Origin of the sequence: Microbacterium sp. UBA3486, from assembly GCF_002377845.1 — a bacterium.
GTDB lineage: Bacteria > Actinomycetota > Actinomycetes > Actinomycetales > Microbacteriaceae > Microbacterium > Microbacterium maritypicum_A.
On sequence record NZ_DFQP01000077.1, the window covers coordinates 68,502 to 91,732 of the forward strand.

The window sequence follows — 23,231 nt, forward strand, 5'->3', positions numbered from 1 at the left end:
GTCTGGTCTGCTCGGAGCATGAAGACACCACTGACCGCGGTCGCCATCTCCTGCACACTCAAGCCGTCGCCCGCGCCCTCCAGCTCCGATCTCCTCGCGACGCAGCTGCTCGACGGTCTCGCCGACCACGGCGTCACCGGTGACGTGGTCCGCGCCGTCGACCTCTCCCTCAGCCCCGGTGTCGAGAAGGACATGGGTGGCGACGACGAATGGCCCCAGATCCGTCGACGGGTGCTGGACGCCGACATCCTCGTCCTCGTCACCCCCACGTGGATGGGGCAGCATTCGAGCGTCGCACAGCGCGTGCTCGAACGCCTCGACGCGGAGCTCGGCGAGACGGACGCCCGCGGCCGTCCCACCCTGTTCGACAAGGTGGCCATCGCGGGCGTCGTCGGCAACGAAGACGGTGCACACCACATCGCGGCGATCCTCTTCCAGTCGCTGAACGACGTGGGGTACACGGTCGCCGCACAGGGCTCGGTCTACTGGAACGGCGAGGCGATGCAGACCATCGACTACAAGGATCTCGAGGAGACACCCGAGAAGGTCGCGTCGGCCATCGGGACGGCGACGAGGAACGCCGCACACCTGGCCCGACTGCTCAAGGCGCAGGAGTATCCCGCGGAGTGATCTCGGTCACTCCGCGAGGTCGAATGCCCATTCGTTCACGGTCAGCTCGGCACCGCGGAACTCCTCTGTGAAGCTCCCCGCCAGGGTAAATCCGTTGCGGCGACACACCCCGTTCGATGCCGGGTTCTCGACCCCGGGAAATGCAGTCAGGAAACGTCGTCCCTCGCGATGCGCACGGGCGTCGTCGATGAGAAGAGCGAGGGCAGCCGATGCCGCGCCGCGCCCCTGCGCCTCGGGCAGGACGAACCATCCGGTCTCGAGGGCCGGCTCCTCACGCCATTCGATGTGCCAGTACCCGATCGATCCGAGTGCTCGCGCTCCCTCGTCTTCGATGACGAACATCCGTGCTTCCCCGGAGGCGACCAGCCGCAGGTACCGGGCGTGCCGCTCGATGATCTGGTCGACGCTCTCCGGGCCGTTGATGTGCGCCGTCATCTCCGGGGTGTTGGCCGCGTGCAGCAGTCCGAGGTCGTTCTCGGACCAGATCCTGAGTCTCAGGTCTTCCATGCTCGGATGCTGCCACAGGCCTCCGACACCGCGTTCAGTGTGCGGGTGGGCTCAGCGTCCGGTGTGCTCAGTGTGCGGGTGCGCGTGACGCCGGCTCGGACGCACTCCGGAACGTGACGACCTCGCCCCGCCGAGCCTTCTCGACGATGAGTCCCGCCAGCTCGAGTCGTCGATACACCCGCCGAGGCAGTGCGGGGAGCTCCGCGGAGAAGCCGCGCGGCGGCGTGGCGAGCCCGGCGAAGAGCGACAGGTCGACACCGGCGCCACGCACCTCGATCCGCGCGTAGTCGCTGCGGCACCGCCAGCGCAGGAATTCGAGCCTCCGGAACGGGATCGTGTGGAGCTGATCGCCTACCCGTACACGCAACTCGTCGTTCCCGAAGGCGACCGCGCACTGCGCTGTGCCTCGGCGCAGGATCGCCATGAACAGGAGGTATACGGGAAGCCCGAGCACGATTCCCATGAGGACGATCGCGATCCGCGGTCCCATCCGCATCACGATGTCGTCGAGTCCGACCAGCAGCGCGACGCCGAGGAGTCCGACGACCACGACGATCCCGACGATCGCCTGCGTGAGCGTGCGCATCCGCAGCTCGATGGCGGGGAAGCGCACGATCGACCCGTCGCCGCCTTCCTCCCGTTCCCAGTCCGGCGTCACCGGCAGCGGCTTCTTCTTCGCGTCCCGACGGGCGAAGAGATCGGTGACGCGACTGAGGAGTCCGAGCCAGATCCACCCGGTCGCCGGTATCCCCGCGAGCTGCAGGACGACGGCGACCCCGCGCACCGCCTCGGGGAAGCCGTCGAGCAGGTCTCCCCCGAACTCCACCATGAGGACCAGGACGGCCCCGAGCACGATGGCGACACCGAGGTGCAGGATTGCCCCGTTGCGCGCCGGCACCATGCCCAGGGTGACGTTCACGAACGCGAAGCCGAAGCACCAGCCCCCGACCAGCATGAGCAGGAACGGGAAGAAGCTGAGGTCATCACCCGCGAGCGTGAACCCGATGGCTGCGATCAGCAGCACCGTGCCCACGACGATCGGCGCGCGCACGAACGTCCGGTTCACCTTCGCGCGCACGCGCGTCTCGGTGGCGGTCTCCTCGATCATCGGGTCGATTCTAGGTCCGGGCGCGTGTCGACGCGCTCCGGAGCATGCGCGCTCGCCTACGTCTGCGCGTGCTCGTCTTCTTCGTGGGTCCCGTGGGCATTCTTCTGCTCCTCGGTGCGCATGTCCCAGGCGGGCTTGCGAACCGCATAGAAGATGAGCGGCGGAGCGCCGAGCACGACGATCACCGCCGCCACGATCCAGGGATACAGGGCCGGCGGGAACGCCGTGAACCCTTCCGGCGGGATGAAGGCGAACACGAAGGCCGCGAGGCTCGCAAGGAATCCGATGCCCGCCACGAGGTTGATCGCAGGAACACGGTAGGCCCTCTTCACGCTCGCCTGCGTCCGCCGCAGGACCATCGCCGAGGCGAACATCATCATGTACATGATGAGGTACAGGGCTGCGGCCATGTCGATCAGGGCGACGAACGCCGCACTGACGTTGGGGACGATGATGAAGATCGCCGCCAGGGCGGTGACGATCGTGCCCTGCAGCATCAGGATTCCGGACTGCACACCGGCCTTGTTCTTCTTCTGCAGCAGTGGGGGCAGCAGCCCCGTCTCCGCCGCGGCGAGAACACCTTTGGACGGTCCGACGATCCAGGTGATCACGGACGCCAGTGCGCCGGCGGCGATCAGCGCGGACACCGCCGCCGTCGCCCACTGACCCACACCCCAGTGCGAGAAGTACTCCTGGAACGCGAGCATGATGCCGTTGGTCAGGCCCAGCTCCTTCTGCGGGACCGCAACGGCGATGGCGATCGTCGGCAGGATGAACACGATGAGGATGAGGACCGCGGAGATGAAGATGGAGCGAGGAAAGCCCCGGCCCGGGTCCTTCATCTGGTTCACGTGGACGGCGTTGACCTCCATGCCGGCGTAGGCGAGGAAGTTCGACACGATCAGCACGATCGACGCGATGCCGGTGAAGGGGGGAATCACTGCATCGGGCGTGAGGGGTACCTCGCTCTTCTCTCCGCTGAACACCCAGATCGCTCCGAACACGATGAGGAGGGCTGCGGGGAGCAGGGTGCCGAGGATGCCACCCCAGGAGCCGAGCTTGGCGAAGAGGTTGCCGCCTCGCAACGCGATGAAAGTGGATCCCCAGTAGAGGACCAGGATGACCACGGCCGTGAAGAAGCCGGAACTCGACAGGGAGGGGTCGAAGAAGACGAACGCGAGCGCTCCGGCGATGAAGGCGAGCTGGGTGGGGTACCAGACCACGTTCTGGATCCACTGCAGCCACACGGCGGTGAACCCCCAGCGGTTGCCCATCGCCTCCCTGATCCAGATGTACACGCCTCCCTTCCACCCGGTCGCGAGCTCGGCGGCGACCAGCGCTGTCGGCACGAGGAACAGGATCGCGGGGATGATGTAGAGCGTGATGCTGCCGAGGCCGAACACGGCCATCGCCGGGAGCGATCGCAGGCTCGCGACCACGACCAGGGTGAGGAGGGCGAGCTGCCCCACTCCCAGGAAGGAGGTCACCGCGGAACGGGGTGCGAGCGGATGGTTCGATGCGGTCGGGGACGACTCGGCCGGTGCCGGCGACGGAGCGGAACTCTGAGGCGAGGACATGGCGGCTTCTCTCAGTGGTGGAAGGCCGACTGCGGCTTCTCGATCGGCATCGGCGACTCGAGCGCGTCGAGGTACGCGACTTCGGTCTCGATCGCCTGCAGCAGTTCGATCGCGAGGTCCATGCTCAGCCCGTTGCGGACGACGATGCGCTGCACCGTGATCTGCTCGAGGTCGGCGGGCATCGGATAGGCGGGGATCAACCACCCCTTCATCCGCAACCGGTCCTGCAGATGGTAGAGAGTCCAGTTCTTCGTGTGCCCGTCCTTGAGGCGCCAGGCGAACACCGGGATGTCGCTGCCGTCGTTCCAGAGTTCGAACGCGTCGAGCTTCGCGATCCCCGCGGAGAGGTACTTCGCGACGTCCTGCGAGGCCTGCTGCACGGCCCGGTATCCCTCGAATCCCAAGCGCAGGAACAGGTAGTACTGCAACACCACCTGGGCGCCGGGCCTCGAGAAGTTCAGCGCGAAGGTCGGCATCTCCCCACCGAGGTAACTGACCTGGAACACCAGGTCCTCCGGCAGCCACTGGGCGTCACGCCAGACCACCCACCCGAGCCCCGGGTACACGAGACCGTACTTGTGACCCGAGGTGCTGATCGAGTGCACGCGCTCGAGACGGAAGTCCCAGACCAGATCCGGCTGCAGGAACGGCGCGATCATCGCGCCGGAGGCACCGTCGACATGGATCGGGATGTCGAGGCCGGTGTTCTTCTGGATCTCGTCCAACGCCGCGGCGATCTCGGCGACGGGTTCGTACATGCCGGTGTAGGTGACACCCATGATGGCGACGACACCGATCGTGTTCTCATCGACGTACTTCGCCAGGTCATGCCCGTCGAGCGTCTTGTGCTCCGCACTGATCGGCACGTAGCGGGGCTCGACGTCGAAGTAGTTGCAGAACTTCTCCCAGCACACCTGCACGGCGGAGGACATCACGAGGTTCGGCGTCGAGGTGTCCTTGCCCGCTGCACGCCTGGCCTGCTGCCACCGCCGCTTGAAGGCGAGACCGCCGAGCATGCACGCTTCGGACGAGCCGATGGTCGAGGTGCCTATGCTCTTCTCCGCATCCGGGGCGTTCCACAGGTTCGCCAGCATGTGCCAGCAGTTGTCCTCGATCGCCGCCGTCTGCGGGTACTCGTCCTTGTCGATCATGTTCTTGTCGAACGACGCGGCGTACACCTGCTTCGCGTCATCGTCCATCCAGGTGCTCACGAATGTCGCGAGGTTCAGCCGCGCGTTCCCGTCGAGGATCGTCTCGTCCTCCACGATCTGCTTCGCCGTGTCCGGAAGCGACTCACCGGCAGGGATGACATGACGTGCGGCGCCGGCAGCTTCAGCCGGCCTCGCGAACATCGGTGTTGCCGGGCTGGAGGTCTCGTGATCAGTCATGTCGTCTCCTTGCTCGCGTGCATCGCGGCGGCACATGGAACCGACCTGCAAAATCGGTTAACCGCCACCTGGGTCGATGGAAACAAGGTAAGACGTCCTCAGGGGATCACGCAAGCCTGTACGACGAAGGAGAGGCGGAAACCGCCACCGAAGGCAGCTCGAGAAGGAGGTCAGCAGGGGTCTCGCCGCTTACGAGCTCGGCCATGGCCTTCACCGCGAGAGATCCGTTCCAGAACGGATCGGTGGCGAAATAGTCCACGCCATGCTGCGCAGCGAGCCCGCCGGGATCACCGACCGTCGTCACACGCAACTGACCGGGCACATCGAGCCCAGCCCGTTCGGCGGCTCGGAGGATGGCTGCGCTGAATGACTCGTTCATGCAGTGCACCACCGTGGGCGGCAGTGCGCCCGAGAGCATCCTCGTGGCAGCGTGGTCCAGCGACTCCCCCGGCTCCAACGCCCCTCCCCGCGGCGTGATCCCCCGCCGCGCACACCAGCGCTGAAACCCGGCGATGGCATCGTTGGTGAAGTGATCCAGTCGCGCCCCGACGAAGATCGCAGGCCGGACTTCTTCCTCAGCATCTGCGATTGTGTCGAGGTAAGCCGGAAGCGCATCCCGTATGCCCAGCCGAATCTGCTGGATGCGAGCCGTCGGACGCTCGTCGTATCCGCCGACGGCGACGACCGGTCGACCGAGACTCAGCGCGCGCTCCACCACGGGGTCGCTGGGCATGGGGTCGACCACGATGATCCCGTCATACGAGAGCGTGGTCGTGATCTGACCGTCGACCCCCGCGCGGCCTGCCGTGACCGCCAACCCCATCGCGCCGGCCTCCAACGCCGCCCCCGCGAGGATGTTCCGGAAGCACGGCATGAACGAGGCTTCCGTGACGCGCGGATCGCGGAAGCTCGCCACGACCGCGATCACGTTCGTCCGCCCGAGTCGCAGTGCCTGACCCGTCTGATTCGGCTGGTAGCCGAGCCGGTCGCCGATCGCCTTCACACGGGCGCGCGTGCGCTCGGACACTCTCCCTCGCCCGTTGTAGACGTGCGAGACGGTGGCCGCCGAGACACCCGCGGCGAGAGCGACGTCCCTGATGCGAACGCGTTGTGCGGAAGGTTCGGGCATCCCCTCAGCATAATCGTTTAATCACTTTCTGGAGCCACTTCTGTCACGCATTGACGCAGCCCGGCGCCGCCGCGCCACGCGCGTTGCCGGGCGCACGAACGAAGGGCGATGACCGCGCCCGACCTCGTGGGCGCAGTGGGCCACGATCCCGCACCCGTGCATGGATGAGCGAAGGGATTCGACGACGCAGAGAGGGCCTCGGGATCGAATGATCCCGAGGCCCTCTCACCCGCTGGTGATCTGGATGCGCCCGAAGCTCGGGCATCCTCCCTGACTTCTCAGAAGTCCCAGTCGTCGTCTTCCGTGGCCTCGGCCTTGCCGATGACGTACGACGAGCCCGACCCCGAGAAGAAGTCGTGGTTCTCGTCGGCGTTCGGCGAGAGTGCCGACAGGATCGCCGGGTTCACGTTCGTGACACTGGAGGGGAACATCGCCTCGTAACCCAGGTTCATGAGGGCCTTGTTGGCGTTGTAGTGAAGGAACTTCTTCACGTCTTCGGTCAGACCGACACCGTCGTAGAGGTCCTGCGTGTACTGCACCTCGTTGTCGTAGAGCTCGTACATGAGCGAGAACGTGTAGTCCTTGAGCTCATCGCGGCGCTCCTGGGTCTCGTTCTCGAGGCCCTTCTGGAACTTGTAGCCGATGTAGTACCCGTGCACGGCCTCGTCACGGATGATGAGGCGGATCAGATCGGCCGTGTTCGTCAGCTTCGCCTTCGAGGACCAGTAGATCGGCAGGTAGAAGCCCGAGTAGAAGAGGAACGACTCCAGAAGGGTGGAGGCCACCTTGCGCTTGAGCGGGTCGTCACCCTGGTAGTAGTCCATGATGATCTGAGCCTTCTTCTGAAGGTTCGGGTTCTCGGTGGACCAGCGGAACGCCTCGTCGATCTCCTTCGTCGACGCGAGGGTCGAGAAGATCGAGGAGTAGCTCTTCGCGTGCACCGACTCCATGAACGCGATGTTCGTGTACACGGCCTCTTCGTGAGGGGTGATCGCGTCGGGGATCAGCGACACCGCGCCCACGGTGCCCTGGATCGTGTCGAGCAACGTGAGACCGGTGAACACCCGCATGGTGAGCAGCTGCTCGTCGGGGGTGAGCGTGTTCCACGACTGCACGTCGTTCGACAGCGGCACCTTCTCGGGCAGCCAGAAGTTGTTCACCAGACGGTTCCAGACCTCGAGGTCCTTGTCGTCCTGGATGCGGTTCCAGTTGATCGCCTGCACGCTGGAGACCAGCTTGAGTCTTTCAGGAGTCATTTCTTCGTCGTTTCTCGGGTTTTCAGCCGCGTTCTCGGGTCGACAGTTTGTCAGGTCAGAGCATGCACGAGACGCACTCGGCCATGTCGGTGCCCTCGAGCGCCAGCTGACGCAGACGGATGTAGTAGATCGTCTTGATGCCCTTGCGCCATGCGTAGATCTGCGCCTTGTTGATGTCACGCGTGGTGGCGGTGTCCTTGAAGAACAGGGTCAGAGACAGACCCTGGTCGACGTGCTGCGTGGCGGCCGCGTAGGTGTCGATGACCTTCTCGTAGCCGATCTCGTACGCGTCCTGGTAGTACTCCAGGTTGTCGTTCGTCATGAACGCCGCCGGGTAGTAGACGCGACCGAGCTTGCCTTCCTTGCGGATCTCGATCTTCGACGCGATCGGGTGGATCGACGACGTGGAGTTGTTGATGTACGAGATCGAGCCGGTCGGCGGGACGGCCTGAAGGTTCTGGTTGTAGATGCCGTGCTTCTGGATCGACGCCTTCAGCTCGGCCCAGTCGTCCTGGGTCGGGATGTGCTTGCCGGCGAAGAGCTCCTTGACCTTCTCGGTCGCGGGAACCCACGCCTGGTCGATGTACTTGTCGAAGAACTCCCCCGACGCATACTTCGAGTCCTCGAACCCGTCGAACGTCGTGCCGCGCTCGATCGCGAGGTTGTTGGACGCCCGCAGGGCGTGGAACAGCACCGTGTAGAAGTAGATGTTCGTGAAGTCGATGCCCTCTTCGGAGCCGTAGTACACATGCTCGCGGGCAAGGTATCCGTGCAGGTTCATCTGGCCGAGGCCGATCGCGTGCGAGCGGTCGTTGCCGTCCTCGATCGACCGCACCGAGCCGATGTGGCTCTGGTCGCTCACCGCGGTGAGGGCGCGGATCGCCGTCTCGACGGTCTGCCCCAGGTCATCGGCATCCATCGACAGCGCGATGTTCATCGAGCCGAGGTTGCAGGAGATGTCCTTGCCGATGTTGTCGTACGACAGGTCGTCGTTGTACGTGGTCGGCGTGTTCACCTGCAGGATCTCGCTGCAGAGGTTGGACATGTTGATCCGACCCTTGATCGGGTTGGCCTTGTTCACCGTGTCTTCGAACATGACGTACGGGTAGCCGGACTCGAACTGGATCTCGGCGACGGTCTGGAAGAACTCGCGCGCGTTGATCTTGGTCTTCTTGATGCGCGGGTCGTCGACCATCTCGCGGTACTTCTCGGTGACCGAGATGTCGCCGAACGGAACGCCGTAGACCTTCTCGACGTCGTACGGCGAGAACAGGTACATGTCCTCGTCGTTCTTGGCGAGTTCGAAAGTGATGTCCGGAACCACGACGCCCAGCGACAGCGTCTTGATGCGGATCTTCTCATCGGCGTTCTCGCGCTTGGTGTCGAGGAAGCGCATGATGTCGGGGTGGTGGGCGTTGAGGTACACCGCACCGGCGCCCTGACGCGCACCGAGCTGGTTGGCGTAGCTGAAGCTGTCTTCGAGGAGCTTCATCACGGGGATGATGCCGGAGGACTGGTTCTCGATCTGCTTGATCGGCGCACCCGACTCGCGGATGTTCGACAGCAGCAGGGCGACGCCGCCGCCGCGCTTGGAGAGCTGCAGGGCCGAGTTGATGCCGCGGGCGATCGACTCCATGTTGTCTTCGATGCGCAGCAGGAAGCAGCTGACGAGTTCGCCGCGCTGCGCCTTGCCGGCGTTGAGGAATGTCGGGGTGGCCGGCTGGAAGCGACCTGAGATGATCTCCTCGACGAGCGCGACCGCGAGCTTCTCATCGCCGTCGGCGAGGCCGAGGGCGGTCATCACGACGCGGTCCTCGAAGCGCTCGAGGTAGCGCTTGCCGTCGAACGTCTTGAGCGTGTAGCTCGTGTAGTACTTGAACGCGCCGAGGAACGTCTCGAAACGGAACTTCTTGCCGTACGCGAGGTCGTTGAGCTTCTGGATGAACTCCATCGAGTACTTCTCGATGACGGCGCCTTCGTAGTATTCCTTCTCCACGAGGTAGTCCAGACGCTCCTTGAGCGAGTGGAAGAACACCGTGTTCTGGTTCACGTGCTGCAGGAAGTACTCCCGCGCGGCGCGCTTGTCGGCGTCGAACTGGATCTTCCCGTTCGCGTCGTACAGGTTGAGCATCGCGTTGAGGGCGTGATAGTCGAGACCCTCGTAAGAGGGGTTCGCCTTGAATGCCACTGTCTCGGTCACTGAAGCTGCCACCGTCGTTCCAATCCGTCGCTCACGCGATCCACATCGTCTTGTGTGCCGAAGATCTCGAGCCGATACAAGTGAGGCACGTTGCACTTGCGGCTGATGATGTCACCGGCGAGGCAGAAGGCGTCGCCGAAGTTGGTGTTGCCCGCGGAGATCACGCCGCGGATGTGGCGCCGGTTGCGCTCATCGTTGAGGAACCGGATCACCTGTTTCGGAACTGCGCCTTTCTCGACGCCGCGCCCCGCTCCCCCGCCGTAGGTGGGGGTGACCAGCACGAAGGGCTCGTCGATGACGAGGTCTTCTTCGTGTCGGTGGAGGGGGATGCGTCGGGACGGGAGTCCGAGCTTCTCGATGAACCGCGCGGTGTTACCCGAGACGCTCGAGAAGTAGATCAGGAGCGGCGCTGCGGTCGCGACGGCGCTCATGCGGCGTCACGCCAGACGGGAGGCGAGTTCGTCGATCTTGTCGGGACGGAAACCCGACCAGTGACCCTCGTCGGTGACGACGACGGGTGCCTGCATGTAGCCGAGCGCCTTGACCTGCTCGAGCGCCGTCGGGTCTTCCGACAGGTCGAGGATCTCGTACTCGATGCCCTTGGCATCGAGGGCACGGTAGGTGGCGTTGCACTGAACGCAGGAAGGCTTTGTGTAGACCGTGATCGACATCTTTTTCGTAACCCCTCAAATCTCTGGCCCGCTTCTCATCAGGCTGTTTCCCGGTAGACCCCCTGCCGGGACTTCAATACTACATATGGGGACCGACATTGGGGGCGACCACAAGGGGTAGTAGTTACATCCGTGTAGTTATCCACCGTTCTCTACAGATACAACACAGGTTCTCCACCGTTTCTTCCACAGGCCGAGCCCTCGTCCGGAGGCACTCGAACCGCGTGAAATCGCGGCTGGGAAGCCCCTGTGAGCGATCCATCCACAGGGGGGACGTTACGACGCCCCACCGACATTCGGATTCCTGTGGAAATCGACCTTCGGCGTGTCGCGGGCGTGTCGCGGATCGACCTCTTCGGCGGCCGACCCCGCGGCCCGGTACCGTGGTCTGGTGGCGGGATATCGGGATCTTCTTCGCACGCCGGGAGTGGCGCGCATGATCGCTGCTCAGCTGACCGCGCGCTTCCCCAACGGAATGATGTCGCTGGCGATCCTGCTGCACGTCGAGCAGCAGACCGGGTCGTACGGATCGGCAGGCCTGGTCCTCGCCGCGACCAGTGTGGGCCAGGCGATCGCCGGTCCCATCACGAGCCGCTGGATGGGCGTCTGGGGCATGCGACGCGTGCTCACGCTCACACTGTCGGTGTGCGTCGTGGCGGTGCTGTGCCTCGCACTGCTGCCGCTCGAGGTACCGGGCTACATGGCTCTCGGCATGGTCGCCGGACTCTCCACCCCGCCCGTCCAGGCCGCGGTGCGCACCATCTATCCGAAGCTCGTCAACTCCTCGAACCTCACGCCGCTGTTCTCCCTCGACGCGTCGCTGCAAGAGATCATCTGGGTGCTGGCCCCCGTCGTGATCACGCTCGTCTCGACCCAGATCGGCACGCCGGAGGGCCTGCTGCTGGTGGCGATCATCCTCGTCGGCGGCGGCGCCTGGTTCATCCTCTCCCCAGAGGTCGGACGGGTCCGCATCCCCCGGAGCCGCAACGCTCTGGGCAAGGTCGTGCTCAAGCCGCCCGTGCTACTGGCGACCGTGATCGGCTTCCTCCTGATCGGAGCCTGTGCGGCTGTGGAGGTGGGAGTCGTCGCGACGTTCGAGCACGGAAGCCTCGCGGCCGGTCTCGTGCTCGCCGTGTTCTCGGCGGGAAGCCTCGCCGGCGGTCTGGCCTTCGGTCACATCCCCATCGGGCCGTGGGCCATGGCGCGCCGTCTGCTGATCGTCACGATCGGCCTCGGCCTGACGATGGTCATGCTCAACGTGTTCTGGCTCGGCGGCACCCTGATCCTCGCCGGCATCGGCATCGCTCCGGCTCTCGCCGTGCTCTTCGCGATCACCTCGGCCAGCGTGAAGTTCAGCGAGACCGCTGAGGCCTTCGGCTGGGCCGGCACCGGCCAGCTCATCGGCGCCGCCGCCGGATCCGCGGTCGCCGGCTTCCTCGTCGATGTCGGCGACTGGCGCGGCGCCTACCTCGCCGCCACGATCTTCGCCGCGGTGGGACTGCTCGTGGCCGTCGTCTTCGTCCGTTCCTTCCCCGATCTGCGTCACCGCGACGCGAGCCCGCATCCCGACACCGAACCCCTGGCGGTCACCCCCTCATGAGCTCCCCCATTTCTTCGACCTCTGCCCCCGAGATCGTCTGCATCGGCGAGACCATGGCGCTGATCACTCCGACGGATGCCCCGCTCGCCGACGCCGCGCAGGCGTCGATCGGCCTGGCCGGCGCCGAGTCCAACGTGGCCGCCGGCGTCGCCTCCTCCGGACACCGGGTCGCCTGGGCGTCGCGCCTGGGCGCCGACCCGCTCGGCGACAGGGTCGCGTCCGAGCTCGAGCGGCGGGGGGTGGAGTTGTGGGTCGAGCGCGACGATGCCGCGCCCACCGGAGTGATGTTCAAGGACCCGGGCGCCGAATCCTCCTCCGTCTACTACTACCGTCGGGGATCCGCTGCCTCCCGCATGGAACCGGGGTTCCTGACCGCGCGGCGTCTCGACGGGGTGCGGATCGTGCACACCACCGGGATCACCCCCGCGCTGTCCACATCGTGCCGCGAGACGGTCGACCAGCTCTTCTCCGACGCCCGCACCGCGGGAGCTCTCGTGTCGTTCGACGTGAACGACCGGCGTCCGCTGTGGAGCAGGGAGGATGCCGCAGAGACGCTTGCCCGCCTGGCCGACACCGCGGACATCTCCTTCGTCGGCCGAGACGAGGCCGAGCGCATCTGGGGCACCGCGACACCCGCCGAGATCCGCACCTTCCTCCCGAACTGCGCGCTGCTGGTCGTCAAGGACGGCGATGTCGGCGCCACCGCCTTCCACGGCGACGACGAGCCGATCTTCGTGCCCGCTCCCGTGGTCGACGTCGTCGAGCCGGTCGGCGCGGGAGATGCGTTCGCCTCCGGCTTCCTGGCGGCGACCCTCGACGGAGCCGACCTCGCCGCGCGCCTCTCCGCCGGCCACGCAGCCGCGGAGCGCGTGCTGACGATCGCCGCCGACCTCCCACCGCTGGTGCCGCTCGCCTGACGCGGCTCGGCTGATCCCGGCCGCCTGAACACCACCGGTCGTAGGCTGGTGCCATGTCCGCCCCGCTCACCCTGCCCCGGATCTCGTGGGGCTCCCCGTCGGCGTCCCGTCGCGCTCTTCTCGTCCACGGTCTCGGTTCCTCCGGAGCACTGATGTGGCGTCTCGGAGACGCTCTCGCCGCAGCGGGATGGCACGCGACCGCCGTCGACCTGCGGGGTCACGGCGATGCACCGCGCGCTCTCGACTACTCGGTGGCCGCGTACGGTGCCGATCTCGCCGCCACTCTCCCGGACGGCGGCGGCGCGTGGGACGCGGTCGTCGGCCATTCCCTCGGCGGCGCATCCAGCACGGTCGCGGCGGCATCGACCCCGGAATGGACTCGACGGCTGGTCCTCATAGACCCCGCGATCCATGTGGGCGGGCGCGATGCGGCGATCGTGCGACGGAGCCAGGAGCGCGCATTCGCCGACACCCGCCTCGAAGTGGTGCAGGCGGAGCATCCGCACTGGCATCCGCAGGATCAGGAGCTCAAGGTCGACGCGGTGCTGCGTGCGAGCGCGTGGGCGGTGGAGCAGACCAGTACCCAGAATCAGCCCTGGGACGTACGGGCAGAGGCTGCGCGTCTGACCGTGCCCACGCATGTGATCGGCGCCGACCCCGCGGTCTACAGCATCTTCACGGGAGAACTCGCCGACGAGGTCCTCGCGGCGAACCCCCTGATCACCCTCTCCGTCGTCGAGGGTGCAGGACACTCCCTGCACCGCGACCGCCCGGAGGAATCCGTCCGTCAGCTTCTGGAGGCTCTGGCATGACATTCGACCCTGCGACGCTCCTGCCCGACGACCTTCTCGAGCGCCTCCGCGAGCGCGCACCGATCCACGACCGCGAGAACACCTTCCCCCAGCAGGACCTCGACGAGTTGCGCGCGGCCGGCTACCTGTCGATCCTGGTGCCGAAGGAGCGCGGAGGGGCGGGGCTCGGACTCGCCGAGGCCGCGATCCTGCAGCAGCGTCTCGCCGGTGCTGCGCCGGCGACGGCGCTGGCCATCAACATGCATCTCGTGTGGACCGGCGTGGCGAAGGTCTTCTCCGACAGAGGCGTCCCCGGCCTCGAGTTCGTGCAGGACGGCGCTGCGGCAGGCGAGGTCTTCGCCTTCGGCATCAGCGAGGGCGGCAACGACCTGGTGCTGTTCGGCAGCGACACCGCGGCCGTGCCCGACGGCGACGGCGGCTACGCGTTCACCGGGACCAAGATCTTCACCTCCCTCGCTCCGGTCTGGACGCGGCTGGGGCTGCACGGGCTCGACACCACCAGCCCCGATGGGCCGAAGCTCGTGTTCGCCTTCGTGGAGCGGACGCACGCCGTCACGACCTCCGACGACTGGGACACCCTCGGCATGCGGGGCACGCAGAGCCGCACCACCCGGCTGAACGGCGCCGTGGCCGATGCCGCGCACGTGGTGCGGCGCATCGACCCCGGGCCCAGCCCCGATCCGATCGTGTTCGGCATCTTCTCGGTGTTCGAGATCCTGCTCGCCTCCGTCTACACCGGCATCGCCCGCCGCGCACTGGAACTCGCCGTGACGACCGCCCAGAAGCGGCACTCGAAGAAGACCGGCCTCGCGTACAGCCAGGATCCCGACATCCGCTGGCGCATCGCCGACATGGCCATCGCCTACGACGCCCTGCCGCCGCAGATCGGCTCCCTCGCCCGTGATGTGGACGACCGCGTCGATCACGGCGCGCGCTGGTTCCCGCAGCTCTCCGGCGTCAAGCACCGGGCGATCACGATGGCCAAGCACGTGGTCGACGAGGCGATGCTCGTGGCCGGCGGCGGGTCGTACTTCTCCGCCAACGAGCTCTCGCGTCTCTACCGTGACGTGCTGGCCGGGGCGTTCCACCCCTCCGACCCCGAATCCGCGCATTCGACGGCGGCGAACGCATGGCTGGGTCCGCTCGAGAGCTGAATTTCCTGCCGATTCCGCTGGACGAATCGCCAGATTCTGCGAAATCGGTTGCCGAGCGCATTGCGGAGTGCGAAGATCGCACCATGAGTCCGGCGAAGAAGCACCCTTCCCTCGATGCGGTCTCGAAGACGATCGTCGAGCTGCTCCAAGAGGACGGCCGTCGTTCGTATTCGGAGATCGGCCGCACCGTCGGGATGAGCGAAGCCGCGGTGCGCCAGAGGGTGCAGCGGCTCACCGAGTCGGGTGTGATGCAGATCGTCGCCGTCACCGACCCGATGCAGCTGGGCTTCCACCGCCAGGCCATGATCGGCGTCCGCGTGTCCGGCGACGCGCGCCGTGTCGCCGAGGCCATCGCCGCGATCGAGTCCGTCGACTACGTGGTCATCACGGTCGGCTCGTTCGACGTCCTCGCCGAGGTCGTCTGCGAGGACGACGACGACCTGCTCGCGCTGATCAACGACGTCATCCGCCCGATCGATGGCGTCCTCTCCACCGAAACCTTCATCTACGCCAAGCTGCAGAAGCAGCTCTACAACTGGGGGACCAGATGAGCACCGCACGCACCATCCCTTCCGAGTCCGCACTGCAGACGATGGCGAAGGACCATCTCTGGATGCACTTCACCCGGCAGTCGACGATGGCGGAGTCGGGTGTGCCCATCATCGTCAAGGGAGACGGGCATCGGATCTGGGATGCCAAAGGCAAGGAGTACTTCGACGGCCTGGCCGGACTCTTCGTCGTGAACGCCGGCCACGGTCGGCGTCGGCTGGCCGAGGCCGCGGCGGCGCAGGCCTCCGAGCTGGCCTTCTTCCCCCTCTGGTCGTATGCGCACCCGGCAGCGATCGAGCTGGCCGACCGTCTCGCCGACGAGGCGCCGGGCGACCTCAACAAGGTCTTCTTCTCCACCGGGGGCGGCGAGGCGGTCGAGACCGCGTTCAAGCTCGCGAAGCACTACTGGAAGCTGCAGGGCAAGCCCGCCAAGCACAAGGTGATCTCTCGCGCCGTCGCGTATCACGGCACCCCGCAGGGCGCGCTGGCGATCACGGGCATCCCGGCGATGAAGTCGATGTTCGAGCCCGTCACCCCCGGCGGCTTCCGCGTGCCCAACACCAACTTCTACCGCGCGGCCGAGATGGGTGGACCCGCCGACGATCTCGAGGCATTCGGACGCTGGGCGGCCGACCGCATCGAGGAGATGATCCTCTTCGAAGGCGCTGACACCGTGGCCGCCGTGTTCCTCGAGCCGGTGCAGAACTCCGGCGGATGCTTCCCGCCCCCTCCCGGCTACTTCGCCCGCGTCCGCGAGATCTGCGACCGCCACGACGTGCTGCTCGTCTCGGACGAGGTCATCTGCGCCTTCGGCCGCCTCGGTCACACCTTCGCGTGCACGGGCCTGGGCTACGTGCCCGACATGATCACGTGCGCCAAGGGCATGACGAGCGGCTACTCCCCCATCGGCGCGACCATCGTCAGCGACCGTATCTACGAGCCCTTCTCGAAGGGCGATCTGTCCTTCCCGCACGGCTACACGTTCGGCGGACACCCGGTGTCGGCCGCTGTCGCTCTGGAGAACCTGGCGATCTTCGACGAGGAGGGGCTGAACGCGCACGTGCGCGAGAATTCCCCGCTGTTCCGCACCGAGCTCGAGAAGCTGCTCGACCTGCCGCTGGTGGGCGACGTGCGGGGCGACGGCTACTTCTTCGGCATCGAGCTCGTGAAGGACAAGTCGACCAAGGAGACCTTCGACGACGACGAGTCCGAGCGGCTGCTGCGCGGCTTCCTCTCCCCCGCCCTGTTCGAGGCCGGTCTGTATTGCCGTGCCGACGACCGCGGCGACCCCGTGATCCAGCTCGCGCCGCCGCTCACCGTCGGCCCTTCGGAGTTCCGCGAGATCGAGCAGATCCTGCGCGACGTGCTGACACGCGCGCAGTCGGTGCTCTGACCCTCGCGCGCACCGATCGGGCGGATACGGGTCAGGCCACCGGCACCGCGCTCCGCTTCGCCAGCAGCGCGAGGTGGAGCGCGGCGAGCGTCTCCCCGTCGTCGAGGTCGACGTCGAGCAGATCACCGATCAGGGTGAGCCGCTGATAGAAGACGGATCTCGAGAGGTGGCTCGCGGCCGCCGCCGCGGAGCGATTTCCGGGGTGGGTGACGAGCGCCGCGAGCACGTCGAGCAGGTCTCCGCGCCGCTCGCAGTCGTACGCCACGACCGGGGCGAGCATCCGCTCGCTGTGTGCGAGCAGCCGCTGATCGTCGCGCAGCGAGGCGACGAAGCGCTCCAGCGGACGGTCGTCGACGCGTCGCACGCGTGTACCCGTCTCGGAGCGGTCGCTCGCCGCGAGGTCTCTCGCCGCGCGCAATGAGGCGAGCAGCCCCAGCACATCCCCCGTCGGAGGACCGACGAACACCGTGCGTGCGGGCCCGGCGATGCGCACGGCGAGGGCGTCGGTGAGCGGGGCGGACTCAGGGAGCGACAGCAGGGCGACGTCGTCCTCCCCCATGCGTGCCGCGACCACGGCACCCCCGGCCTGCCGTGCCCGAGAGGCGAGCTCGGCCGCCGATTCCGCACCGCGGGCGACGATGCCGTGGCAGTGCCGACCTGTGAAAGTGAATCCCCCCGAGGCGAGACGAGCGGCGATGTCGGCCGGATTCGCGAACCGTGCACCGAGAAGATCGTCGATGATGCCCCGCTGCGCGAGCAGCGACCACTCGGTGTCGCCCCCGTCCGCCAGGCAGCCGAAGGCCAGTGCCGTCGCCCCCTGTTCGAGCACCGTGTGCCGGCCCGCCGGGTGCACGGGCCCCGGAAGGGCGAGCAGGGTTCCCCACCGCACTCCCCGCGCCTGCACCGGGATGCGATCGGCCGCGTCGAGCTCTCCGAGCGCCTGCGCGACCGGCGTGCGCAGGGTCTCGAGCGCGATCACCTCGTGCGCGAGATTCTCCAACACGACGGGCGCACCGAGCGCTCGCGCGGTCTCGGCGACCACGACGTCGGCTGGAGCACCCTGCAGACTCAACGCCGTGAAGAGCTCGTGCAGGCGCTGGCGTTCGTGCAGCGCATCCGTCTGAGCGGCGATGAGCGATCTGTGCACCGACTCCGTCACCGCGACGAACTTGATCTCGCTGGTCAGGGCGATCAGGGCGAGACCGACGTTCCGGCACACCTCGGTCACGGCATCGGGGATCTGCGATTGGCCGGACCCGAGCTCCACGACGATGCCCGCGATCCCCGCACGGTGCAGGGCTCTCGCGAAGTCGCGCAGCTCGTCCGGAGCCGTCGGCCACCCCGCCCCGGTACTGAGCAGCAGCTCGCCGCCGTCGAGCAGTCGGGCGACTCCTGCGCTGTCGGAGACATGCACCCAGCGCACGTCGGCATCGAGAGCGGCGCCACCCACGACCACGTCCGGTGCGCCCGCCTGCAGCACCGGATCGGCGAGAACGTCGGCCACCGTGAGCACACCCCCTGCCCGACTCGGACGATCTGTCCGATGCGGGCTCAAGTCCTGACGTTCTGACACCACTCGACGCTCTTCCGCTCTGTGATCATTAAGGAACATCAGCGTATCGAACGTTCAGTCAGAGTGTTCGAATCCGTATTCTTCAGCCCCGGAGGAACATCGTGGACATCGTCCGTCACGTCATCAACGGAGTGGAGGCCGCAGAAGCGGCCCGCACCGGCCAGGTCTTCGACCCCGCCACCGGCCAGGTCTCGAAGCAGGTCGCATTCGCCTCGACCGCCGAGGTCGACTCCGCCATCGCCGCGGCGGCGGCCGCGCTCCCCGCCTGGCGCGAGACGAGCCTGATCAAGCGCGCCGACGTCTTCTTCCGCTTGCGGCAGCTGCTCAAGGAGCGCACGCCCGAACTCGCCGCGATCGTCACCTCCGAGCATGGCAAGGTGCTCTCGGACGCTGCCGGCGAGGTGTCGCGCGGCATCGAGAACGTCGAGTTCGCGGCGGGACTCGTGCACCTGCTCAAGGGTGAACGCAGCGAGCAGGTGTCACGCGGTGTCGACGTGCACTCGGTCAAGCAGCCGGTCGGTGTCGTCGCGGCGATCACACCGTTCAACTTCCCGGTCATGGTGCCGTTGTGGATGGTCGCCTCGGCGATCGCCTGCGGGAACACGGTCGTCCTCAAGCCGAGCGAGAAGGATCCGTCGGCTTCCGTGTGGCTCGCGAAGCTCTTCGCCGAGGCCGGGCTGCCGGACGGCGTGCTCAACGTGGTCCACGGCGACAAGGAGGCCGTCGACGCGGTCCTGGAGTCGCCGCGGGTGAACGCCGTCAGCTTCGTCGGCTCGACCCCGATCGCCCGCTCGATCTACCAGCGCGCCTCGGCCGCCGGCAAGCGGGTGCAGGCGCTCGGCGGCGCGAAGAACCACATGGTGGTGATGCCCGATGCCGACATCGATGCGGCTGCCGACGCTGCGGTCTCCGCCGCCTACGGCTCCGCCGGCGAGCGTTGCATGGCCGTCTCGGTGCTGGTCGCCGTCGGCGACATCGCCGACGACCTCGTCACCGCGATCGCCGACCGCATCGGCGCCCTCACGATCGGTGCCGGCACGGATGCCGCGAGCGAGATGGGTCCGCTCATCACCCGCGAGCACCGCGACAAGGTCGCCTCGTACGTGACGGGGGCTGAGGGCGAGGGCGCGAAGGTCGTCGTCGACGGCACGCAGAAGCAGTTCGACTCCGAGGGCTTCTTCCTGGGCGTCAGCCTGATCGACGAGGTCGCCCCGGGGATGAAGGTCTACGACGACGAGATCTTCGGCCCGGTGCTGTCGGTCGTGCGCGTCGAGACCTACGCCGAGGCGGTCGAGCTGGTCAACGCCAACGCCTACGGCAACGGCACCGCGATCTTCACGCGCGACGGCGGCACGGCCCGGCAGTACGAGTTCGACATCGAAGTCGGCATGGTCGGCGTCAACGTGCCGATCCCGGTGCCGATCGGCGCCTACTCGTTCGGCGGATGGAAGGACTCGCTGTTCGGAGACTCCCACATCTACGGTCCCGAGTCGGTGCACTTCTACACACGCTCCAAGGTCGTCACCACCCGGTGGCCCGACCACACGCCCTCCCAGGTCGACCTGGGCTTCCCGAGCAACCACTGACGAGGAGCGACCACGATGACGAACTTCACCGACCGCCACGGCGTCTCGCACCCGCTCCCCGCGCCCGAGGCCGAAGCGCAGGTGCGTGCGGACGACCGCGGCCACGTGTTCCACTCCTGGAGCGCGCAGGGCCTGATCGATCCGCTTCCCGTCGCAGCGGGCGAGGGCTCGACGTTCTGGGACTACCAGGGCAACGCGTACCTCGACTTCTCGAGCCAACTCGTGAACCTGAACCTGGGGCACCAGCATCCCGACCTGGTCGCGGCGATCCAAGAGCAGGCCGGGCGTCTCGCGACGATCCAGCCCGCGATCGCCAACGACGTGCGCGGGGAACTCGCGCGACTGATCGCCGAGGTCGCGCCGGAGGGCCTGGAGAAGGTGTTCTTCACCAACGGCGGCGCCGAGGCCAACGAGTACGCAGTGCGCATGGCCCGCCAGTTCACCGGCCGTCGCAAGGTGCTGTCGATGTACCGCAGCTACCACGGCTCCACATCGACCGCGATCTCGCTCACCGGCGACCCGCGGCGTTGGGCGAACGACACCGTCGACTCCGGCGCCGTGCGCTTCTTCGGACCGTACCTGTACCGCTCGCCCTTCCACGCCGAGACCCCGGAGCAGGAGTCCGAACGAGCACTCGCGCATCTCGAGCAGACGATCCAGCTCGAGGGACCGCAGACGATCGCGGCGATCATCATCGAGACGGTCGTCGGCACCAACGGCGTGCTGGTGCCGCCGCCCGGATATCTGCAGGGCGTGCGCGAGCTGTGCGACCGCTACGGCATCGTCTACATCGCCGACGAGGTCATGGTGGGATTCGGGCGACTGGGCGAATGGTTCGGCATCGACGCGTTCGACGCCAGCCCCGACCTGATCACCTTCGCGAAGGGCGTGAACTCGGGCTACGTGCCCCTCGGCGGCGTGGTGATCTCCGACCGCATCGCCAGCGCCTTCGACACGATGCCCTTCGCCGGCGGGCTGACCTACTCGGGGCACCCGTTGGCCTGTGCGGCGGGCGTCGCGACGTTCGAGGTGTTCCGTCGCGACGGCATCCTCGAGCGCGTGCGCGACCTCGGCGAACGCGTGGTCGGTCCGACTGTGCGCTCCTGGGCCGAGAAGCACCCGAGCGTCGGCGATGTGCGCGGTCTCGGACTGTTCTGGGCGGTCGAGCTGGTCCGTGACCAGGAGACGCGCGAGCCCCTCGTGCCGTTCAACGCCTCCGGCGCGGATGCCGCTCCGATGGGCGCCTTCGCCGCTGCCGCCAAGAAGGCCGGTGTCTGGCCGTTCACGCATTTCAACCGCATGCACGTGGCCCCGCCGCTGGTGATCAGCGAAGAAGACCTGGTGCGCGGACTCACCGTGCTCGACGAAGCGCTCTCCGTGGCCGACGAGGCCGCCGCAGGCTGACGCGAGCACGACGCGAAACCCCGACGACGCGGTGTCGTCGGGGTTTCGTGCATCCGGGTCCCCTGCATTCGGGACCGTGTGCTCGGGTTCGGCGTGTTCGATGGTGTCCCGCGGCTCAGTCCACGGAGTCGAACACCCGCTCTCCCCCGACCCAGGTGCCGCGCACCTCGGTCAGGCCGATCTCCTCCGCGGGATGCTCGAACGGATCCCGGTCGAGCAGGGCGAGGTCCGCCCGCATCCCCACCGCGATCGTCCCGGTGTCGTCGAGGTGGTTCACCCGCGCCGATCCCGCCGTGTAGGCGACGAGGGCCGTGGCGAGGTCGATCGCCTGCTTCGGGAGGAACGGTTCGTAGTCGCCCTCCCACTCGGTCGGCGCGGAACGGCGGTTGACGGCCACGTGGATCGCCGCCATCGGGTTCGGCGTGCTCACCGACCAGTCGCTGCCCGCCGCGAGCGCGGCGCCGGAACGCAACAGGTCGCCGAACGGGTACTGCCACGCGCTGCGCTGCGCTCCGAGGAACGGGATGGTGAGGTCGACCATCTGCGGCTCGAGCGTCGCCCACAGCATCTGCATGTTGGCGGTGACGTCGAGGGCCCGGAACCGTGGGATGTCGTCAGGGTGCACGACCTGGATGTGGGAGATGTGGTGCCGGTTGCCGCGCGGACCGTTCTGCACGAGCGCGGCCTCGACCGCATCGAGGCACTCGCGCACGGCGCGGTCGCCGATCGCGTGGAAGTGCAGCGTGAAGCCGAGGGCGTCGAGCCGGGTCGCGGCTTCTTTGAGCAGCTCCGGTTCGACGAAGGAGATCCCCGAATCCTCGCGCGGGTGCCCGTGGCCGTCGCAGTACGGTTCCAGCATCGCGGCGGTGAAGTTCTCGGCGACGCCGTCCTGCATGATCTTCACACTGCGCGCCCGGAAGCGGCCGACCGTGCTCTCGTCCCGACGGCGCACGATGTCGTCGATCTGCTCCAGGCCCCGTGATCGATCCCACCACAGGGAGCCGACGACGCGACCGGTGAGCATCCCGGATGCGGCGGCGGTCCGATAGGCCGGGAGCGGATCGCCCGCATCGCCGTACTCGGTGCCGACGATCGCATCCTGCCAGGCCGTCACCCCGTAGGAGTGCAGGTGGCGCTGCCCCTGCAGGAGCGCCTCGACGAGCCGCTCGGGCGCCTCGGTCGGCAGGAGCCGGTTGACCAGGCCCATCGCGCCCTCGTGCAGCGTGCCGCTGGGGGCACCGGTCGCATCGCGCTCGATCCGCCCGTCCGCGGGGTCGGCCGTCTCGCGGGTGATGCCGGCGAGCGCGAGCGCACGGGAGTTGACCCAGGCACCGTGTCCGTCACGGTTCGGCAGGAACGCCGGGCGATCGGGCACGACGGAGTCGAGGTCCTCTGCCGTCGGTGTGCCTCCGGGGAACGCCGACATCTGCCATCCGCCCCCGAGGATCCACTCGTCGTCCGGGTGCGCGGCCGCATACCGGGCGATCCGGTCGAGGTACTCCTCGCGGGTGGCCAGAGCGGACAGATCGCAGCGGAGCATGTCCAACCCGCCCCACACCGGGTGCACGTGCGCGTCCTGGAAACCGGGCACCAGCAGTCCGCCGGCGAGGTCGATCACCCCGGTCTCCGGCCCGATCAGCGCCGCGACGTCGTGCCCCACCGCGCTGATGAACCCGTCCGTCACGGCGACCGCGTGCGCCGTGGTGCGCGCGGCATCGGCGAGGAACACCCGCCCTCCGCGCACGCCACCCGTGAACACCAGATCTGCGAACACCAT

General features: G+C 67.3%; 20 protein-coding genes. 9 read left to right on the forward strand and 11 right to left on the reverse strand.

Going from position 1 to position 23,231, the window contains the following annotated elements; all coding sequences use genetic code 11:
• Positions 1-18: 18 nt before the first annotated feature.
• The gene (locus B2869_RS11635) at positions 19-630 is read left to right on the forward strand and encodes a flavodoxin family protein (protein WP_292766644.1); all 612 of its coding nucleotides are present in this window, start codon (positions 19-21) and stop codon (positions 628-630) included.
• Between the two features lie 6 nt (positions 631-636).
• Here the strand turns inward: B2869_RS11635 and B2869_RS11640 are convergent, their stop codons facing one another.
• From B2869_RS11640 to nrdH, 9 genes are all read right to left on the reverse strand, one after another.
• Complete coding sequence (locus tag B2869_RS11640; RefSeq protein ID WP_292766647.1) at positions 637-1,137, reverse strand: GNAT family N-acetyltransferase; 501 nt, start codon at positions 1,135-1,137, stop codon at positions 637-639.
• A 67-nt stretch (positions 1,138-1,204) separates the two neighbouring features.
• On the reverse strand, positions 1,205-2,245 hold the full coding sequence (locus B2869_RS11645) for a hypothetical protein (RefSeq protein WP_292766651.1): 1,041 nt from the start codon (positions 2,243-2,245) through the stop codon (positions 1,205-1,207).
• Between the two features lie 56 nt (positions 2,246-2,301).
• The gene (locus B2869_RS11650) at positions 2,302-3,822 is read right to left on the reverse strand and encodes an amino acid permease (protein WP_292766655.1); all 1,521 of its coding nucleotides are present in this window, start codon (positions 3,820-3,822) and stop codon (positions 2,302-2,304) included.
• An 11-nt stretch (positions 3,823-3,833) separates the two neighbouring features.
• On the reverse strand, positions 3,834-5,210 hold the full coding sequence (locus B2869_RS11655; protein ID WP_292766658.1) for a glutamate decarboxylase: 1,377 nt from the start codon (positions 5,208-5,210) through the stop codon (positions 3,834-3,836).
• A gap of 106 nt (positions 5,211-5,316) precedes the next feature.
• Complete coding sequence (locus B2869_RS11660) at positions 5,317-6,339, reverse strand: LacI family DNA-binding transcriptional regulator (protein WP_292766661.1); 1,023 nt, start codon at positions 6,337-6,339, stop codon at positions 5,317-5,319.
• Positions 6,340-6,617: 278 nt separating this feature from the next.
• Entirely contained in the window at positions 6,618-7,595 is a 978-nt protein-coding gene (gene nrdF / locus B2869_RS11665) for a class 1b ribonucleoside-diphosphate reductase subunit beta (protein ID WP_017828866.1), read from the reverse strand.
• Between the two features lie 55 nt (positions 7,596-7,650).
• Positions 7,651-9,795 carry a class 1b ribonucleoside-diphosphate reductase subunit alpha gene (gene nrdE / locus B2869_RS11670; protein WP_021199955.1) on the reverse strand — a complete coding sequence of 715 codons (2,145 nt, stop codon included), beginning with the start codon at positions 9,793-9,795 and terminating at the stop codon, positions 7,651-7,653.
• Positions 9,792-10,226 (reverse strand): class Ib ribonucleoside-diphosphate reductase assembly flavoprotein NrdI, encoded by a 435-nt coding sequence (gene nrdI / locus B2869_RS11675; RefSeq protein ID WP_021199956.1) that lies wholly within the window; start codon positions 10,224-10,226, stop codon positions 9,792-9,794. The genes nrdE and nrdI overlap by 4 nt, the downstream gene beginning before the upstream one ends.
• Positions 10,227-10,232: 6 nt before the next feature.
• Positions 10,233-10,466, reverse strand: coding sequence for a glutaredoxin-like protein NrdH (gene nrdH, locus B2869_RS11680; RefSeq protein WP_017828869.1), 234 nt, complete (start codon positions 10,464-10,466; stop codon positions 10,233-10,235).
• A 436-nt stretch (positions 10,467-10,902) separates the two neighbouring features.
• Between nrdH and B2869_RS11685 the strand changes: the two genes are divergently transcribed.
• The 6 genes from B2869_RS11685 (at position 10,903) to B2869_RS11710 (ending at position 16,891) form a co-directional block, all read left to right on the forward strand.
• Positions 10,903-12,066 carry an MFS transporter gene (locus B2869_RS11685; protein WP_051668061.1) on the forward strand — a complete coding sequence of 388 codons (1,164 nt, stop codon included), beginning with the start codon at positions 10,903-10,905 and terminating at the stop codon, positions 12,064-12,066.
• Positions 12,063-12,983: a sugar kinase gene (locus tag B2869_RS11690; RefSeq protein WP_292766675.1), complete on the forward strand. Its 921-nt coding sequence runs from the start codon at positions 12,063-12,065 to the stop codon at positions 12,981-12,983. Before B2869_RS11685 ends, B2869_RS11690 begins: the two co-directional genes overlap by 4 nt.
• A 53-nt stretch (positions 12,984-13,036) precedes the next feature.
• Complete coding sequence (locus B2869_RS11695) at positions 13,037-13,795, forward strand: alpha/beta fold hydrolase (protein WP_292766678.1); 759 nt, start codon at positions 13,037-13,039, stop codon at positions 13,793-13,795.
• On the forward strand, positions 13,792-14,949 hold the full coding sequence (locus tag B2869_RS11700; RefSeq protein WP_292766681.1) for an acyl-CoA dehydrogenase family protein: 1,158 nt from the start codon (positions 13,792-13,794) through the stop codon (positions 14,947-14,949). The genes B2869_RS11695 and B2869_RS11700 overlap by 4 nt, the downstream gene beginning before the upstream one ends.
• 83 nt (positions 14,950-15,032) lie before the next feature.
• Positions 15,033-15,500: an Lrp/AsnC family transcriptional regulator gene (locus B2869_RS11705; protein WP_021199961.1), complete on the forward strand. Its 468-nt coding sequence runs from the start codon at positions 15,033-15,035 to the stop codon at positions 15,498-15,500.
• Complete coding sequence (locus B2869_RS11710; RefSeq protein WP_021199962.1) at positions 15,497-16,891, forward strand: aspartate aminotransferase family protein; 1,395 nt, start codon at positions 15,497-15,499, stop codon at positions 16,889-16,891. Before B2869_RS11705 ends, B2869_RS11710 begins: the two co-directional genes overlap by 4 nt.
• A gap of 31 nt (positions 16,892-16,922) precedes the next feature.
• Here B2869_RS11710 and B2869_RS11715 read toward each other — a convergent pair whose 3' ends face one another.
• A complete protein-coding gene (locus B2869_RS11715; RefSeq protein WP_292766686.1) occupies positions 16,923-18,395 on the reverse strand; it encodes a PucR family transcriptional regulator in 1,473 nt (490 codons plus the stop codon).
• Positions 18,396-18,565: 170 nt separating this feature from the next.
• Here B2869_RS11715 and B2869_RS11720 point away from each other — a divergent pair, with 170 nt between their 5' ends.
• Positions 18,566-20,050 (forward strand): CoA-acylating methylmalonate-semialdehyde dehydrogenase, encoded by a 1,485-nt coding sequence (locus B2869_RS11720; RefSeq protein ID WP_292766688.1) that lies wholly within the window; start codon positions 18,566-18,568, stop codon positions 20,048-20,050.
• Positions 20,051-20,065: 15 nt separating this feature from the next.
• Positions 20,066-21,454, forward strand: coding sequence for an aspartate aminotransferase family protein (locus B2869_RS11725; RefSeq protein WP_136024175.1), 1,389 nt, complete (start codon positions 20,066-20,068; stop codon positions 21,452-21,454).
• Positions 21,455-21,569: 115 nt separating this feature from the next.
• On the opposite strand, the gene B2869_RS11730 is transcribed toward B2869_RS11725, so the two are convergent.
• On the reverse strand, positions 21,570-23,231 hold the full coding sequence (locus tag B2869_RS11730; protein ID WP_292766691.1) for an amidohydrolase: 1,662 nt from the start codon (positions 23,229-23,231) through the stop codon (positions 21,570-21,572).